Origin of the sequence: Geothrix mesophila (genome assembly GCF_022808835.1) — a bacterium.
Classification (GTDB): Bacteria; Acidobacteriota; Holophagae; order Holophagales; family Holophagaceae; genus Geothrix; species Geothrix paludis.
On record NZ_JAKZLD010000001.1, the window covers coordinates 1076774 to 1091679 of the forward strand.

Here is a 14906-nt window from a genome sequence, read left to right on the forward strand (position 1 = left end):
GCACTCACCTTTTCTTGAAGTGCTTCTGGAGTTTGCTGATGCGGCGCCACTTCTCCTCGCGCTCGCGCCAGAGGTGCTCGTCGCTTCGAGCCGCCTCGAAGGCCACCTCCCTCCGCAAGCGCAGGTAGTGCCCATACCGGTCTGAGTCGATGGAGCCTTCCGCGAGGGCGGCCTGCACCGCACATCCTGGCTCGGCGCCGTGGGTGCAGTCGCGGAAGCGGCAGCCTCCGGCCAGGGCGGCAATGTCGGAGAACGCGGCATCCAGATCGGAGCCCTCGGCATGGAGGCCCACTTCGCGAATGCCCGGCGTATCGATGAGGCAGCCGCCGCCCGGCAACAGGAAGAGTTCCCGTAGCGACGTGGTGTGGCGTCCCCGGCCGTCCGAGGCTCGGACCTCCTGGGTTCGCCGCACATCGCTTCCCATCAGGGCGTTGAGAAGGGTGGACTTCCCGGCGCCTGAGGAACCGACCATCACCCCTGTGCGCCTTCCGGAAAGATGATCCTGGACACCGGCCAGGCCCTCGCCCCGCCACGCGGAGATCGCCCTCACGGGCACGCCGGGAGCGATGCCTTCGATCCGGGCGGCGAAGACCTCCCATTGCGCGTTGAGATCGCGCTTGGTGAGCACCACCACGGGCCGGGCGCCGCTGCCCCAGGCCAGGGCGAGCAGCCGCTCCATGCGTGCCGGATTGAAGTTGCGGTCCAGCCCCATGATCAGCAGGACCACGTCGAGGTTGGCCGCGAGGCACTGGGGACGGCACCCGGGTCCAGAAGCCTGCCGCATGAGCGAGGTGCTGCGCGGAAGCAGGCCGATGACCGAGGCTTTGGAGGGCCCAGGATTCGCTTGGAGAATGATCCAATCCCCGGCGCACAAGCTCAGTTCAGCACTCTGGAGGCGTTCCCGGAGGCGGCCCGTGGGCACACCCCAGCCTTCGCCATGGGCCGTCTGGGCGAGCACGAGGCCACGGGTCGCGGCCACGATGCGCGCTGGCTCACAGCCGGGAGGGGCCGCGGCATGAAACGCCTCGCTGCGGGCTGGGGACCAGCCGTAGGACGCGAGGAGATCGAACGATGGCAGGCCGGAGCCTGCGGTAGAAGGCGCGGGATGCGTCATGGTGGATTCCCTGGATGAATGACCGCTCAAGCCCCTCATGGGGGCGCTTCTGAGTGGGTGGGGGCCGGAGGCCAGGTTTCGGCTAGGCTTCGGCCCCGGAGACTTCGACCGTCTCCAGGTTCATCCAGGTTGTCGTGGGCTGATGGCGCATCCAGACTCCGCCTCCAGGATGGAAGTTCACCGCCCGGAAGGCAAGCCCATCACTGGGGAAGCCTCGGCAGGCTTGTGCAGAGCGTCATGTCCTTGACGACCTCTCACCGAGACGTTCACGGACATCTCCCGGTGCGACATGCCATTGGCGCTTAGTTGCCGGATTTTCAGCCAGACGTGCCCTTGGCCGCCTTCGCCACGCAGAAGCGGCAGACGGCGCCCCCCTTGGCGATGCAGGTCTCCAGGTGGACGCTCATCCCGGAGGCCTGCTCGATGAGGCTCACGTCGAACTGGCAGAGTTCCGGATGCGCCTTGGCGACGGAGTGGTAGACGCAGTTGACCGCCTCGATGGCGGCCTCTCCCGCGCCCTCCCCCGGTTTCAGGACGGCCCGGTAGCCCAGGTCGTTCATGAGCGCCGTGACCTTCCTCAGCCGCTGGGCGGGGGGGTTGGCGGGGTTCACCTGGCTCTCCAGCGAGGCCGCCACGGCCCCGGCGAGGTTCTTCATGAACGCCCGGGATCCACCCGGGCCCAGGTCCAGGGCGAGCTGGGCCAGGATGGCGTTCGCCAGCCAGGAATACTTCTTGGGGAAGACATCGATCCCCTCGTCCGAGATCAGATACCGCCGCCGGGGCCGGCCCACGGCCCCCCGGGCGTCCTCGTAGGTGAGGCAACCGAGATCCAGCAGCCTGAGGACATGCTGCTGCACCGCCGTCCGCGTGAGGCCGAGGTGCGCCCCCAGCTCGTCCAGCGTGGCGCCCCCGTGGTGGCCCAACAGGAATTCCAGGATCTTCCGCTGGTTGTCGTGCAGGTGCTTCATGGCCGCCTCCGTGGGCGCGTCTGCTGGCGAGAGTTTAAACAATTTAAACATTCTTGTTTGTTTTTATTGAATCCCTAGATTCGGGTGGTGCCCCCGGGGAATGCCGGTCCGGGCAGGGAGTCCGCCATGAAACAGTCCTCCGCCCACCGCCTCGCCCTTCCAGCCGTGGCTTTGCTCGCCTTCGGCTGCGCGTCCCAGCATCCCACCGGGCCCAGGACCGAGCCGCTCCTGGATCCGGCCCTGGTCGCCCAGGGCAAGGCCATCTTCCGCAACGACAGCTTCGGGGACGAAGCCTTCTGGACGGACACCCTGGGCATGCACCAGGTGATCGCCTCTGCCGTGGACCCCGCCACCGCCCTGTCCGTGGGCCTGAAGGTGGACGCCGAGGCGCTGCCCCCGGCGGTGGTGCAGGGGATCCAGAGCGGGGCCATCAGCCTGACGGACCCGGCCACCACCGTGGCCCTGCTGAAGCTCAACGCCGTCGTGGGCGTGAAGGGCACGGTGGAGAGCGTCAACGGGAAGGACACCCTCACGCGGGTCGGCATCACCTGCGCGCTGTGCCATTCCACCGTGGACGATTCCTTCGCGCCGGGCATCGGCAGGCGCCTGGACGGCTGGGCCAACCGCGACCTGAACCCGGGCGCCATCATCGCCCTCTCCCCCGCGGTGCCCGCCGCCGCCAAGGCCGTCTACACCTCCTGGGGCAAGGGGAGGTACGACCCCCGCTTCAACCTCGACGGGCAGAACGGGCCCCAGGTGATCCCGCCGGCCTACGGCCTGCTGGGCGTGCACAGCATCACCGCCACCGGAGACGGCAGCGACCTCGCCTACTGGAACCGCTACGTGGCCGTGACCCAGATGGGCGGCCAGGGCAGCTTCTCCGAGCCCCGCACCGGCGTGAACGTCACGAACGGAACGACGGACCTGGTGTCCGCCAAGCTCCCGGCCCTGCAGGCCTACCAGCTGAGCCTCGCGGCGCCGCGGCCACCCGCCGGAAGCTTCGATGCCGCGGCCGCCGTCCGGGGGAGGGCCGTCTTCGAGGGCCCGGGGAAGTGCGCCGCCTGCCACGCGGGCCCGACGCTGACCGATGCCAACCTCCGGCTTCACCTGCCCAGCGAGGTGGTCAGCGAGCCCGAGCCCGCCGGGGTGCCCAGCTACGCCTCGCGGAGCGCCACCAAGATGTACCGGACCGCGCCCCTGGCCGGGCTGTGGCAGCACGCGCCCTACTTCCACAACGGGACCGCTCCCACGCTCGACGCCGTTGTCGAGACCTACGACACCCGGAAGGGCCTCGGATTGACGAGCGCCCAGAAGGCGGACCTCGTCGAGTACCTGAAGAGCCTGTGAGGCTCCCTTTTTGAAGAAAGGAACCAGACCATGAACGACAAGCTGAACACAAGCTGGTGGGCCCTGCGCATCGGCCTTGGCGCCGCGCCCTTCCTGGCCGGACTGGACAAGTACTTCAACCTCCTCGCCAGGTGGGAGCAGTACCTGAACCCCCTGGTGCTGCGCGTGATCCCCGTCTCGCCGGCCACCTTCATGCACACCATCGGACTCGTGGAGATGGCCGTGGGCCTCGCCATTCTCACCCGCTGGACCCGCCTGGGCGCCTACGTCGCCGGCGTCTGGCTCGTGGGCATCGCCCTGAACCTGCTCACCATGGGCGCCTACCTCGACGTGGCCGTCCGCGACCTCCTGCTCGCCCTCGCGGCCTACACGCTGGCCCAGCTTACGGAAGTGCGGGAAGCGACCGCGGGCCACCGGATCCCTGGGTACAACCCCGATCTCGCCTGACCCTTCCGCATCGGGATCACGAACCCCGACGCCACGCGCCAGTAGCCGCTCCAGGCATCCCCAGACTGGAATCTCAGCCCCAGTTTGCTAAACTGGGCGATCTGGAGAGATGGCCGAGCGGTTGAAGGCGCCTGACTCGAAATCAGGTTTGGGGGTGACCTCAACGGGGGTTCGAATCCCTCTCTCTCCGCCACTGAAGCCGCCGGAAGGCGGCTTCTTCGTGGCGGAGAGAGAGGGTTCGAAGTCACTGAATCGCTGGCAGGTAGCCGTAGGCCTCGACAGCCCGGGGGCTGTTGAGGCCGTGAAGCGGCGTACCAGCGATTCGTGCGGCCGGAAGGGACACGGCGCAGCCGTGGCCCCGGAGGGAATCCCGGAGCAGGATTCATCTCGCCGCTCGGCGGAGCACGATCATCTGGCGGAGAGAGAGGGATTCGAACCCGCAGAACCGCTGCCGAAGCTCCTCTGATCTCAGAACGCGCCGCTCGCCTTCAGTTCCAGGTAGCGGTTGACGAGGGCCGTGGGGAGCTTGGCGGGGGTCACATCCAGGACGCGGGTGCCGCCGTGGAGGACGTGCTGGAAGAGGGTTCCGCGCCGGGCCATGTAGTCGTGGGCCACCGCATGGTCGAGGGCGGCCTCGAAGCCGGTCACGGGCCGGGAGAGGAACTCATCGACGACGCCTTCCCGGAGGTTCGCGAGCAGCACCAGGTGGCGGCCGCGGAGGAGGTCCAGGGCCGGCAGCAGGGTGGCGTCCTCCTCGTCCCGGAGGTTGGTCAGCAGGATGACGAGGCTCCGCTTCCGGAACTGGCGCAGGAAGGTCTCGGCCGCGGCGAGGTAGTCCGGGGCATGGGTGGTGGGCTGCACGTCGAAGAGCTCCTGGAAGAGCCGCTCGAGGGTGGCGAGGCTCTTGTGGGGCGCCACCGTGCGCGGCCGGTCCTCCGCGAAGGTGGCCACACCCACCGCGTCCCCCTGTTTGAGGGCCACGTAGCCCAGCAGGAACAGGGCGTTGAGGGCCTGGTCGAAGTGCCCCAGCTCCCGGCCGTCCAGCCGGTCCAGGGGGCTCATGCGGCGTCCGCAGTCCAGCAGGAAGACCACCTGCTGGTCCCGCTCGTCCTGGTACTCGCGACAGATGAGCTTCCGGCTGCGGGCGCTGGCCTTCCAGTCCACCTGCCGGATGGTGTCGCCCTGGCGGTACTCCCGCAGCTGATGGAAATCCAGCCCCTCGCCGCGCCGGGGGCGCTTGAGGATGCCGAGCATGGACAGCCGCTGGTCCGTGGCCAGGAGCGCGTAGCGGGCCACGGCGGCGAAGTTCGGGAACACCTTCACCGGGAAGGCGGCCGGCAGCTTCAGCGTCCGCGCCCAGAGGCCCAGGCCGGTGGTGACGCGCACCTGGATGGGACCGAAGGCGCGACGCCCGCGGGCCGCGGGGCGCACATGGTAGGCCTGGTCGAGGAACCCACGCGCCGGAAGCGCATGGCGCGAGGGCAATCCCCGGCTTTCGAAATCCGACGGGTGATGATCGAACCATTCGACCTGGAGCCTGAAAGGAGAAGGATTCCGAAGCCGCAGCCGCACCTCCCGCCACTCGCCCAGGGCGAGGCTCCCGGGCACCTCCCGCTCGCCGGTCAGGCCCTTGGGCCAGAGGGCCAGCAAGAGGTCGAGGGCCAGGGCGGCGAGCAGGATCCAGCCCGCGACGCGCCACCAGGGCATCACCCGCACCCAGACCGAGGCGGCCAGCCCCAGGAGGGTCCAGGCGCCCAGCAGGCGCAGCAGGCGGAGGGTCGGGATCATGCGCGGGGGGCCGGAACCTTGGCCAGGAGGGCCAGGAGGAGATCGTCGGAGCCGAGCCCCTCGATCTCTGTCTCGGGGCTGCGCTGGATGCGGTGGCGGAGCGCCGGGAGCGCCATGGCCTTCACGTCGTCCGGCGTGGCGAAGTCGCGGCCTTCGAGCAGGGCCTGGGCGCGGGCCGTGCGCACCAGCGCGATGGCGCCCCGGGGGCCGGCGCCGAGGGCGATGCCCGGCCACTGCCGGGTGGCCCGGACGATGCGGACCGCGTAGTCGAGGACCGCGTCGTCCACGCGGACGGCAGCCGCCAGGCGCTGCAGCTCCAGCACCTCGGCGGCCGCCATGAGCGGGCGCACGCCATCGACGCGGAGGGCGTCACCGACCGCATCGGTGGTGACCTGGCGGACCAGGGCGACCTCCTCGGCGGCCTCCGGATAGTCCATCCGCACCTTGAGCAGGAAGCGGTCCAGCTGGGCCTCGGGCAGCGGGTAGGTCCCCTCCTGCTCGATGGGGTTCTGCGTGGCCAGCACCATGAAGGGGGCCTCCACCGGAAGCGTGCGGCCCTCCAGGCTCACCTGCTGTTCCTGCATGACCTCCAGCAGCGCCGCCTGGGTCTTGGCCGGGGCGCGGTTCACTTCGTCCGCCAGGAGGAGGTTCGTGAAGACCGGGCCGCGGCGAAGGTGGAACTGCTCGCTCTTCATGTCCCACATGGCGTGGCCGGTCACGTCGCTCGGCATGAGGTCCGGCGTGAACTGGATGCGCGCGAAGACACCCCGGAAGGTGGTGGCCAGGGCCCGCACCAGGAGCGTCTTCCCCAGGCCGGGCACACCCTCCAGCAGGACGTGCCCGCCGGCAAGGAAGGCGGCCAGCACCTGATCCACCACAGGCCCCTGGCCCACCAGGGCGCGATGGATCTCGGTCCGGAGGGCTTCGGTCTGTTCGGCGGCCCAGGGGATGCGGGCGGGATCGGGGGAGGCGGAGGGCGTCGTCATGGGGAATCCTGGGATGGAAGGGGAAGGCGGTTCAGAGGCGCTGGCGGAGCCGTTCGAGCGTGACCAGATCCTGGGCGAGCTGATGGGCGGAGACGCCGGGGCGGTCATCGAGGGCGGCGCCGATGGCGTCGGTACTGGCGCCCGTGGCCTGGGCCAGCCACTCCGACTTCGCCCCGAGGTCCAGGGAGCCGAAGGCGGGGTTCCGGCGCTGCGCCTGCTTCACGAGGGCCTCCCGGGTGCGCGCCACCAGGACCTCCCCCGCCCCGCCCCGCCACACCAGCCGCGCGCTGGCGGCGAGGTGCTCCAGCAGGGAGCGGCGCCGGGGCAGGGGCTCCGGCAGCAGCGGCCCGAAGCGCGGCCAGCCCCGCCAGACCCAGGCTCCCACCAGGAGGAGCAGGGCCAGCACGGGCTCCTTGGCGTGGGACCACAGCCAGGTGAAGAGGGAGAGCTCGACGGGGCGGGACCAGACCACCACCGTCCCCCGGCCCGGCCGGAGCGCGAGGAGCCGCTGCAGGTAGGCGGCGTGGTCGAGGTCCGCCAGGGAGCGCCGGTAAACGAAGTTCAGGTCCGGGGTGAGGGAGAGGCGCCCCTGGCCCTCCTCCCGCGTGAGCAGCACGTACTGGCCCTCATGGCCGAGGGTGTAGTCCCAGGCCTCCGGGTGATCAGGCACCAGGCGCCAGCGTGCGGTCCGCCGCAACCGGTAGGGCACTTCGCCCTTGTGGAAGGTGTCGGTGCCGATCTGCTGGCCCGGCGCCAGGATATCGAGGCCATCGGGGCTCGCGTCCCGGAGGGTGACCCCGATGGCCTTGTGGAAGGCCGCCAGGCCGCGGGCATCGTTGAAGGGCCCGGCCGTGCCATCGGTCAGCAGGTGCCCGCCCCGCCGGACCCAGGCCAGCACCGCCTCGATTTCCGCGGGCGTCATGGGCTGGCTGAGCTGCAGGAGGATGAGCACCCCGTGTTCCGGCAGCTCGGTCGCCAGCAGCTCCCCGCCCTTGCGGACCACCGGCCCGCCCTCGGCCTCCAGCCACTTCTGGAGCAGCAGGGTGGGATTCTCCAGGGCCTCTCCGCGGAGCCCCACTTCGATCTCCTTCGGGACGCGCCGGAAGGAATGGCGGCTCATCCAGGCGATGACCAGCCCGCCGGCCACGAGGAGCGCCAGGAGCCCGAGCAGGACGCGGCCGGCCACCTTCATGGCCTTCCCCCGAAGGCCGCGGGCCAGGCGACGCAGAGGTCCTCGAACGCATCGCGGGTGGGGGCTTCGTTCTTGTAGGCCAGCCGCTGCCAGGTGGCGGTCAGCAGGTGGAACGCGCTGGCGGGGCCCTCCTCGAGGTGGCCCTCGGCCGCCCTCAGGCAGTCCCCTTCCGTGGCGCTGGCGGGGATCTCCATGGCCCGGCGGTGCACGAGCTCGGCCAGGGCTCCCCGGTAGAGAAGGGCCAGGGCCGCCCGGGCTTCGCCCCGGAGAAACAGGTTCCGGGCCGCTTCGGGCACATCGGGCGGAAGGCTCTCCGGGCGGATGTCCAGGCCGGCGACGGCCTCGGGCGCCTCCCAGGCCTTCGCCTCGACGAGGGGCAGGCCCAGGCGGTGGCGGAACCGGTACACCAGCCAGAGGACGAAGGCGAGCAGGCCGCCCACCAGCACCACCTTGCCCACCAGCGCCAGCAGATCCCACATCCGCTTCAGGAAATCGAGGTTCTGGGGCTTCGCGGGTTGGGCCGGCTCCTCCTTCGCGAAGAGGTAGTCGAGGAGGCTCCGGAGCCATCGGGGCTCCCGGCCCGTGGGCTCGTAGCTCAGGGTGCGGACCTCCTTCGTGTGCTTGAAGGCGGGGTCCTGCTCGAGGATCCGCTGGGCCCGCCGGTGCGCCTCATCGTCGGGTCGGAGCGGGCCTTCGGCCGGCCGGGGCGAGGGTTGCGGCCCGGGTTTCGAGTCAGATTGCGTGCCGGGTTGCGGGATGGCCGGAGGCGCGTCTTCGGACGCTTCGGGAGCCAGCTCCTGGTCGGGTGCCTGGACGGGTGCCTGGACGGGCGCCTGGGCAATTGGATCCGGGGCGGGTACCTGGGCGGCCAGCCGGAGGGGCATGGCCCAAGCCAGAAGCAGCGCCAGGCCCAGGGGGGCGGCCAGCCGGGCGGCCAGGCGCCGGAAGGCCAGCTCCAGGTCCCAACCCTCCAGGTGGGTCCGGCGGTTGAGGTAGAGGCCGAAGCCGCCCGCCACGAAGAGGGGCTCCGTCAGGGTGAGTGCCAGCAGGCCGACGCCCAGCAGGAACCACTGGAAGCCCAGTCCCGGGTTGTTGAATCCATCCCACACCTGCACCCGGCTCCCCGCGGGCATCATGGCCTGGAGCAGGGCGATGAACCCTACGGCGGTGAGGAGGGCGAAGGCCCAGCCCGAACAGGTGAGGAGGAAGCCCGTGCCGCCGCCCTTCCGGGTGAGCACCCGGGCCCGGCGGCGGTACCCGGCGCCCCGGAGCCCCTCCAGCTGGGAGACGGGCAGGACGTAGCTGCGCATGGGGGAGAGGCGCCGCCAGAGCAGGCCCGCCACCAGCCCCCGCCGGTGGACGCTCCGCCACTCTCCCAGGAAGTCCCACACGGAGGCGGGCTGGCCGAACACCGCCCGGCTGAGGACGAACAGGACGCCCCGGTCCAGCCAGGGTTTCAGCCACCAGAGGGCCGCGAGGATCCAGAGAGGCGTCTGGTGCAGGAAGGGCAGGAGCAGCGCCAGAAGGAAGCCCAGCTGCAGCCCCCATACCCTCGCCACCGGCCTCCAGTGGGCCTGGAGGAGGCTCAGGCCGAGATCCGCCGCCTCCATGGCCGCGCGCGTCCTGGGGACGAATCCCATGGCGCCCGGCTTCATTCGCCCCTCCGCCCGGCCAGCAGGAACCACGAGGAGAGGAGGATCCAGAATAGGATCCCCACGCCCACCTTGACCTTCCAGGGCACGAGGGTGTTCGCGGACCAGAACCCCTCGAAGCAGGCGGCCAGGAACGTGAGCGCGACGGCACCGAAGAGGAGGCGAGAGCCCTGCCGGGCGCCCTCCCGGAGGGCCGCGAGGCGCGACCGGCGTCCGGGATGCATGAGGGCGAAACCCATCCGCAGGCCCCCCGCCCCGCTGAGCACGGCGCCCATCAGCTCGAAGGAACTGTGGCCGCTGATGAAGCCGTAGAAGGTGGCCGTCAGGCCCTGATTGGTGAGGTGGGCCATCACCGTGCCCCCGTGGAGGCCGTTGAAGGGCAGGAAGAAGAGGGGGCCGACCCCCGCGAGCAGGCCCGACGCGAAGGTCTGGAAGTCGATGCCGATGTTGTTGAGGATGTAGAACCCAAACATCATGACGTCGCGCGTGGCGCCCATGGCGCCGGCGACGGGGGTTTTCGGATCGTACATCTGCACGTACTTGGCCGCCTCCTCGGGGCTCAGCATCAGGTGCACCAGGTTGGGCTGGGCCCGCACGACCAGGAAGGCCGCGATCCAGGGGCCGAAGAACAGCAGGCTCGACACGGCCACCAGCCGCCACTCCGCCCGCACCTGCCGAGGCAGCTCGCCCCAGAGGAACCGGAGCGCCGCCGGCACCCCCTCGCCGCGCTCGCCGTAGATCCGCTGGTGGAGGCGGAGCGCGAGCTGCTGCAGCCGCTCGACGAGGGCCGGGCTGTAGTGGCGCTCCCGAGCCACGGAAAGGTGGTGGCACAGCCGGCGATAGGCCGAGGGGACCTCCTCCACGCCCAGGGTGGCCCGCTCGTCGAGCCAACCTCGCAGATCCTCCCAGAGGGACCGGTTCTCCTGCTCGAACCGCTGCTGCCTCATCGGCCGCCCCACAAGTAGCGGGCCATGCCGAGCACGGCCTTGACGCCGCCCGCTCCCCGGCTGCCCGTGAGGGGGTCCAGCACGTCCGCGAGCTCCTCGCTCCGGGACGCCGTCAGGCCCGCGCTCCGCTCGGCAAACGCCAGGATCGCCGACTGCTCCTCGAGGGTCAGCGCCAGGGCAGGCGCCAGGGGCTCGGCCGCCGGAAGGACGGGGGCCTGGACCCCGGCCTCCTCGTGCACCACGAGCGTGCCAGCCACAATGTCGCCGATGCGCTGGAAGTCGCGGGTGAGGAGGATGCTCACCAGGCCGACCGTGTAGGCCCCGGGCAGGCCGTCCACGATCCGCAGCAGGTTCCGGATGAGGCTGGGTCCCCAGCCGATGGGACGCCCATCCGTCCGCAGGACCCGCAGGTTCAGCCAGCGCTTGCCGAGGGTGCGGCCGCCCCCCAGGACCTCGAAGAAGACGGGGTAGAGCCACTGGGCCAGGAAGACCAGGATGAACCAGAGCCCCAGCCCCAGCGGCCCCAGGAAGGCGAGGGCGATCCCGGCGAACATCAGGCCCATCCACACCACGGCCTGGTCCACGAAAAAGGCCCAGAAGCGGGCCACGGGGCCCGCTGGACGGAGGTGCAGCTCGATGCCCTCGGGTGTCTCGATGGTCCGGACAGTGTCGACGGGCGGCAAGGCTAGTCGGTCACCTTGACCACGATGGTGTCGGCGATGAGGTCGTGGATGCAGCGCCGATCATCCCGGAAGATGAAGCAGGCGTTGACCAGCGAGAACAAGGGTCCCAGCAGCGGAATCGACTCGAGCACCCACATGAGGATGATCCGGAGCCCCAGCAGCCGTCCCATGCCCACGGGCTCGCCATCGCTCCGGACGATCCGGATGCGGAGGATGCGCTTGGCGATGGTCTGGCCGTAGCGGCTGAGCCAGATGAGGTTCCAGATCATCAGGGCCAGGAGCAGGCCTCCCCCCAGCACGGCGAACACGATGAAGAACGCCGTGGGAGGCGCGCCGCCAGTCCGCTGAGACAGGAAGGCCGGAATGAAGATGGCGGCCAGGATCCCGATGACGGCGAATCCCCCGCCCATGATGAGGCCGTCCAGGAGCTTGGCGCCGAGGCGCGTGCCGCGGTCGGCCAGCTCCAGGGTTTCCGGATCGACAAGATCCGCGACGACCGCGGACGGAGCCTCGTACGGATTGAATTCGGTCATGTCGCGCTCGCTCGGAGGGGTTCCTAAGGCTATCCAATATCCCCGGCGAATGCCTTCCAAAACCGCCCGGGCGGCGCGGAATTCGGCCTGATCATTCCGATCCGAAGCTGGCCCAGGGGGGCGCCCGTGAAGTGACCGCCGTCACGGGGGACCGGTGGAGGCCACCTGTACTCTGGGTGGGCACCCCTTGGAGGCTCTGTGGACGCGTTGCTCGAATCCCTCGAACCGAAGACGATCTGGTCCTACTTCCTGGGGCTGTCGAAGATCCCCCGCGGATCCAAGAACGAAGCGGCCGCCGCGGCCTGGGTGGCGGACCAGGCGAAGGCCCTGGGCTGCGAGGTGGAGCGCGACGAAGTCGGCAACGTGATCATCCGGAAGAAGGCCACCCCCGGGAAGGAAGGCCGGCCCACCACCTGCCTCCAGGCCCACGTGGACATGGTCTGCGAGCAGAACGAGGGCACGGGCCATGACTTCCTCAAGGATCCCATCAAGGTCCGGCTGGACGGCGACCTCCTCCGCGCCACCGGCACCACCCTCGGCGCCGACAACGGCATCGGCGTGAGCGCCGCCCTGGCAGTCCTCGCCAGCAAGGACATCGCCCACGGCCCCCTGGAAATCCTCATCACCATCGACGAGGAGACGGGCCTGACCGGCGCCAACGGCCTCCAGCCGGGCCGCCTCAAGGCCAAGTACCTCCTCAACCTCGACAGCGAGGAAGAGGGCTACCTCACCATCGGCTGCGCCGGCGGCGAGGACACCATCGCCACCCGCAAGCTCACGCGCATGGCGCCGCCCGCGGGCGCCCGCGCCTACCGCCTGAAGGTGTTCGGCCTCAAGGGCGGGCACTCGGGCATCGACATCCACGCGGGCCGCGGCAATGCCATCCGGATCCTCGCCCAGATCCTGGGCGCCCTGAAGGTGGACTTCAGCTTCGCCCTGGCCGGCATCAAGGGCGGCAACAAGCGCAACGCCATCCCCCGCGAGGCCTCAGCCCAGCTCTTCCTGGATCCCGCGCAGGAACAGGCCTTCAAGACCGCCCTCGCGGCCCACGAGGCCCACTGGCGCGCCGCCCTGGGCGCCTTCGACCCCGGCCTGCACCTGGCCCTCGAAGCCGGGGAAGGCACCCAGGCCATGTCCGCCGCCGACGCCGAGGCTCTGATCCGCCTGCTGCTGGCCCTGCCCCACGGTGTCGAAGCCATGAGCCCCGACATCCCCGGGCTGGTGCAGACCTCCACCAACATGGGCGTGATCGAGACCCGCGAGGGCGAGGTGGAAGTGAACCTGCTCACCCGCAGCTCCATCAACGCCTCCAAGACCGCGCTGTCTGAGCGCATCGCCGCCACCTGCGCCCTGGGCGGCTTCGAGTCCCACGTCACCGGCGGCTACCCCGGCTGGAAGCCCGAGCCCAAGGCCTCGCTGGTGAAGATCGTCAACGAGACCAACCAGAAGGTGTTCGGCAAACCCCTGGAGATCATGGCCATCCACGCCGGCCTGGAGTGCGGCCTCATCGGCGAGAAATACACCCAGATGGAGATGGTGTCCTTCGGCCCCAGCATGTGGGATGTCCATACCCCCGACGAACATGTGAGCGTGCCTTCCGTGGGCAACTTCTGGAAGCTGCTCGTGGCCGTCCTCGAGACCGTGTAACCCGGCCATTCATGGCCCTTGGCTCAAGCCAAGGGCCATGATAACCTTGCTGCTTCCGCCCATCAGCGGAGCCACGGGAGAGTTGTCCGAGTGGCTGAAGGAGCACGATTGGAAATCGTGTAACGGTCAAAAGCCGTTCGGGGGTTCGAATCCCCCACTCTCCGCCAAAAGCGCCCGCCCTCGGCGGGCGCACTTATTTGGCGCGGAGCGTGGGGGATTCGAAGTCACTGAATCTCCGCCGCGAACGCGCCATCATGGAACCGGAGGGCTTCGCCATGAAGGTCATGGGCATCGTCGGCTGGAGCGGCAGCGGGAAGACCAGCCTGGTGGTCGAGGTGCTGCCGCTTCTCAGAAAGGCGGGGCTGAAGGTCTCGACGATGAAGCACGCGCACCACCGCTTCGACGTGGACAAGCCGGGAAAGGACTCATTCCGGCACCGGGAGGCCGGGGCGTCGGAGGTGCTGGTGGTGACCTCCTCGCGTTGGGTGCTGATGCATGAATCCAGGGAAGAGCCCGAACCCAGCATCGAGTCCCTGATCGAGCGCATGACGCCCGTGGACCTGCTCCTCATCGAGGGCTTCAAGACCCACTCGCACCCCAAGCTGGAGATCCACCGCGAGTCCGAGGGCAAGCCCCTGCTCTGCCCCGAGGATCCGGGCATCGTGGCTGTGGCCAGCGACCGCCCGCTGCCCGGGCTGAAGATCCCCGTGCTGGACCTGAACGATCCATCCGCCGTCGCCGAGTTCATCCTCGCCCACACGGGCCTGCGGACGCCTCCTCAGGCCATGTAGTGCTTGTAGAAGTACCAGGCCGAGAGGATGAAGCCGATGGAGACGACACCGACGCGCACAGTCTTGCGGCCGACGCGGTGGGCCATGTGGGAGCCGAAGAGGCCGCCCAGGCCCGCGGCCACGGCCATGATGCCGACGAGGGCCCACTGGACGTTGCCGGGGTGCCGCAGGAACTCCATGGCCAGGAAGGCGAAGATGGCGATGCCGTTGATGCACAGGGCCAGCAGGTTCTTGAGTCCGTTCATCTGGTGGATGTCCGTGAGGCCCAGGAGGCTCAGCGCCGCCAGCATAAGGATGCCGATGCCCGCGCCGAAGTAGCCGCCATAGATGCCCACGATGAACTGGAAGATCATGGCGAAAACCCACCATCCGGGCGTGCGGTTGTGGCTTCCCATCTTCTTCAGCAGCTTGTTGACGGGGTCATTGGCCGCCAGCAGGATCGTGGCCACCAGGATCAGCCAGGGCACGAGGTTGTCGAAGACCTTCTGGGGCGTGACCAGCATGAGCCAGGCGCCCAGCGCGCCGCCCAGCAGGGAGGGCGGCATCAGCCGGATGGCGAACTCCCGGATGCCGACCAGATCCTCGCGGTGGCCCCAGAACCCGCCGATGGAGCCGGGCCACAGGGCCAGCGTGCTCGTCACATTGGCCTGCTGGCCCGTGAGCCCGATGCCCAGCAGCGAAGGGAAGGACACCAGCGTGCCGCCCCCCGCGATGGAGTTGATGGCGCCAGCGGCGAAGGCCGCGGCCATGACGGTGAGCGCGTGTCCGATGTGCATACAACCTAAGATGACAGGCGCCACAGAGCCTGTCA

Annotated in this window: 14 protein-coding genes and 2 tRNA genes; 6 read left to right on the plus strand and 10 right to left on the minus strand. The window is 69.6% G+C overall.

From position 1 onward, the window contains the following. Nucleotides 1-4: 4 nt before the first annotated feature. Together rsgA and MLG87_RS04930 are read right to left on the minus strand one after the other, a co-directional pair. On the minus strand, nt 5-1114 hold the full coding sequence (gene rsgA / locus MLG87_RS04925; protein WP_243294088.1) for a ribosome small subunit-dependent GTPase A: 1110 nt from the start codon (nt 1112-1114) through the stop codon (nt 5-7). Nucleotides 1115-1431: 317 nt separating this feature from the next. Continuing rightward, the gene (locus MLG87_RS04930) at nt 1432-2082 is read right to left on the minus strand and encodes a helix-turn-helix transcriptional regulator (protein ID WP_243294089.1); all 651 of its coding nucleotides are present in this window, start codon (nt 2080-2082) and stop codon (nt 1432-1434) included. A gap of 126 nt (nt 2083-2208) precedes the next feature. On the opposite strand from MLG87_RS04930, the gene MLG87_RS04935 reads away from it, so the two are divergent. The 3 genes from MLG87_RS04935 (at nt 2209) to MLG87_RS04945 (ending at nt 4069) form a co-directional block, all read left to right on the plus strand. Then, the gene (locus MLG87_RS04935) at nt 2209-3429 is read left to right on the plus strand and encodes a c-type cytochrome (protein ID WP_243294090.1); all 1221 of its coding nucleotides are present in this window, start codon (nt 2209-2211) and stop codon (nt 3427-3429) included. Nucleotides 3430-3459: 30 nt separating this feature from the next. Next, nucleotides 3460-3876, plus strand: a complete 417-nt coding sequence (locus MLG87_RS04940; protein ID WP_243294091.1) for a hypothetical protein — start codon at nt 3460-3462, stop codon at nt 3874-3876. Nucleotides 3877-3979: 103 nt separating this feature from the next. Continuing rightward, nucleotides 3980-4069 (plus strand) — tRNA-Ser (locus tag MLG87_RS04945). Between the two features lie 275 nt (nt 4070-4344). On the opposite strand, the gene MLG87_RS04950 is transcribed toward MLG87_RS04945, so the two are convergent. The 7 genes from MLG87_RS04950 to MLG87_RS04980 are packed head-to-tail and all read right to left on the minus strand — an operon-like array spanning nt 4345 to nt 11657. Further along, entirely contained in the window at nt 4345-5664 is a 1320-nt protein-coding gene (locus MLG87_RS04950; RefSeq protein ID WP_243294092.1) for a DUF58 domain-containing protein, read from the minus strand. Then, the gene (locus MLG87_RS04955) at nt 5661-6650 is read right to left on the minus strand and encodes an AAA family ATPase (protein WP_243294093.1); all 990 of its coding nucleotides are present in this window, start codon (nt 6648-6650) and stop codon (nt 5661-5663) included. Before MLG87_RS04955 ends, MLG87_RS04950 begins: the two co-directional genes overlap by 4 nt. Nucleotides 6651-6681: 31 nt before the next feature. Continuing rightward, the gene (locus tag MLG87_RS04960) at nt 6682-7842 is read right to left on the minus strand and encodes a DUF4350 domain-containing protein (protein ID WP_243294094.1); all 1161 of its coding nucleotides are present in this window, start codon (nt 7840-7842) and stop codon (nt 6682-6684) included. After that, nucleotides 7839-9497, minus strand: a complete 1659-nt coding sequence (locus MLG87_RS04965; protein WP_243294095.1) for a DUF4129 domain-containing protein — start codon at nt 9495-9497, stop codon at nt 7839-7841. The genes MLG87_RS04960 and MLG87_RS04965 overlap by 4 nt, the downstream gene beginning before the upstream one ends. Further along, a complete protein-coding gene (locus MLG87_RS04970; RefSeq protein ID WP_243294096.1) occupies nt 9494-10441 on the minus strand; it encodes a stage II sporulation protein M in 948 nt (315 codons plus the stop codon). Before MLG87_RS04970 ends, MLG87_RS04965 begins: the two co-directional genes overlap by 4 nt. Then, nucleotides 10438-11124, minus strand: coding sequence for an RDD family protein (locus MLG87_RS04975; protein WP_243294097.1), 687 nt, complete (start codon nt 11122-11124; stop codon nt 10438-10440). Before MLG87_RS04975 ends, MLG87_RS04970 begins: the two co-directional genes overlap by 4 nt. A gap of 2 nt (nt 11125-11126) precedes the next feature. Further along, complete coding sequence (locus tag MLG87_RS04980; RefSeq protein WP_243294098.1) at nt 11127-11657, minus strand: RDD family protein; 531 nt, start codon at nt 11655-11657, stop codon at nt 11127-11129. 198 nt (nt 11658-11855) lie between these two features. Between MLG87_RS04980 and MLG87_RS04985 the strand changes: the two genes are divergently transcribed. The 3 genes from MLG87_RS04985 (at nt 11856) to mobB (ending at nt 14095) form a co-directional block, all read left to right on the plus strand. Then, the gene (locus MLG87_RS04985; protein ID WP_243294099.1) at nt 11856-13304 is read left to right on the plus strand and encodes an aminoacyl-histidine dipeptidase; all 1449 of its coding nucleotides are present in this window, start codon (nt 11856-11858) and stop codon (nt 13302-13304) included. Nucleotides 13305-13380: 76 nt separating this feature from the next. Next, nucleotides 13381-13471, plus strand: a tRNA-Ser gene (locus MLG87_RS04990). 108 nt (nt 13472-13579) lie between these two features. Beyond that, a complete protein-coding gene (gene mobB, locus MLG87_RS04995; protein WP_243316681.1) occupies nt 13580-14095 on the plus strand; it encodes a molybdopterin-guanine dinucleotide biosynthesis protein B in 516 nt (171 codons plus the stop codon). On the opposite strand, the gene MLG87_RS05000 is transcribed toward mobB, so the two are convergent. After that, the gene (locus MLG87_RS05000) at nt 14083-14871 is read right to left on the minus strand and encodes a sulfite exporter TauE/SafE family protein (protein WP_243294101.1); all 789 of its coding nucleotides are present in this window, start codon (nt 14869-14871) and stop codon (nt 14083-14085) included. The genes mobB and MLG87_RS05000 overlap by 13 nt on opposite strands. Nucleotides 14872-14906 lie beyond the last annotated feature (35 nt).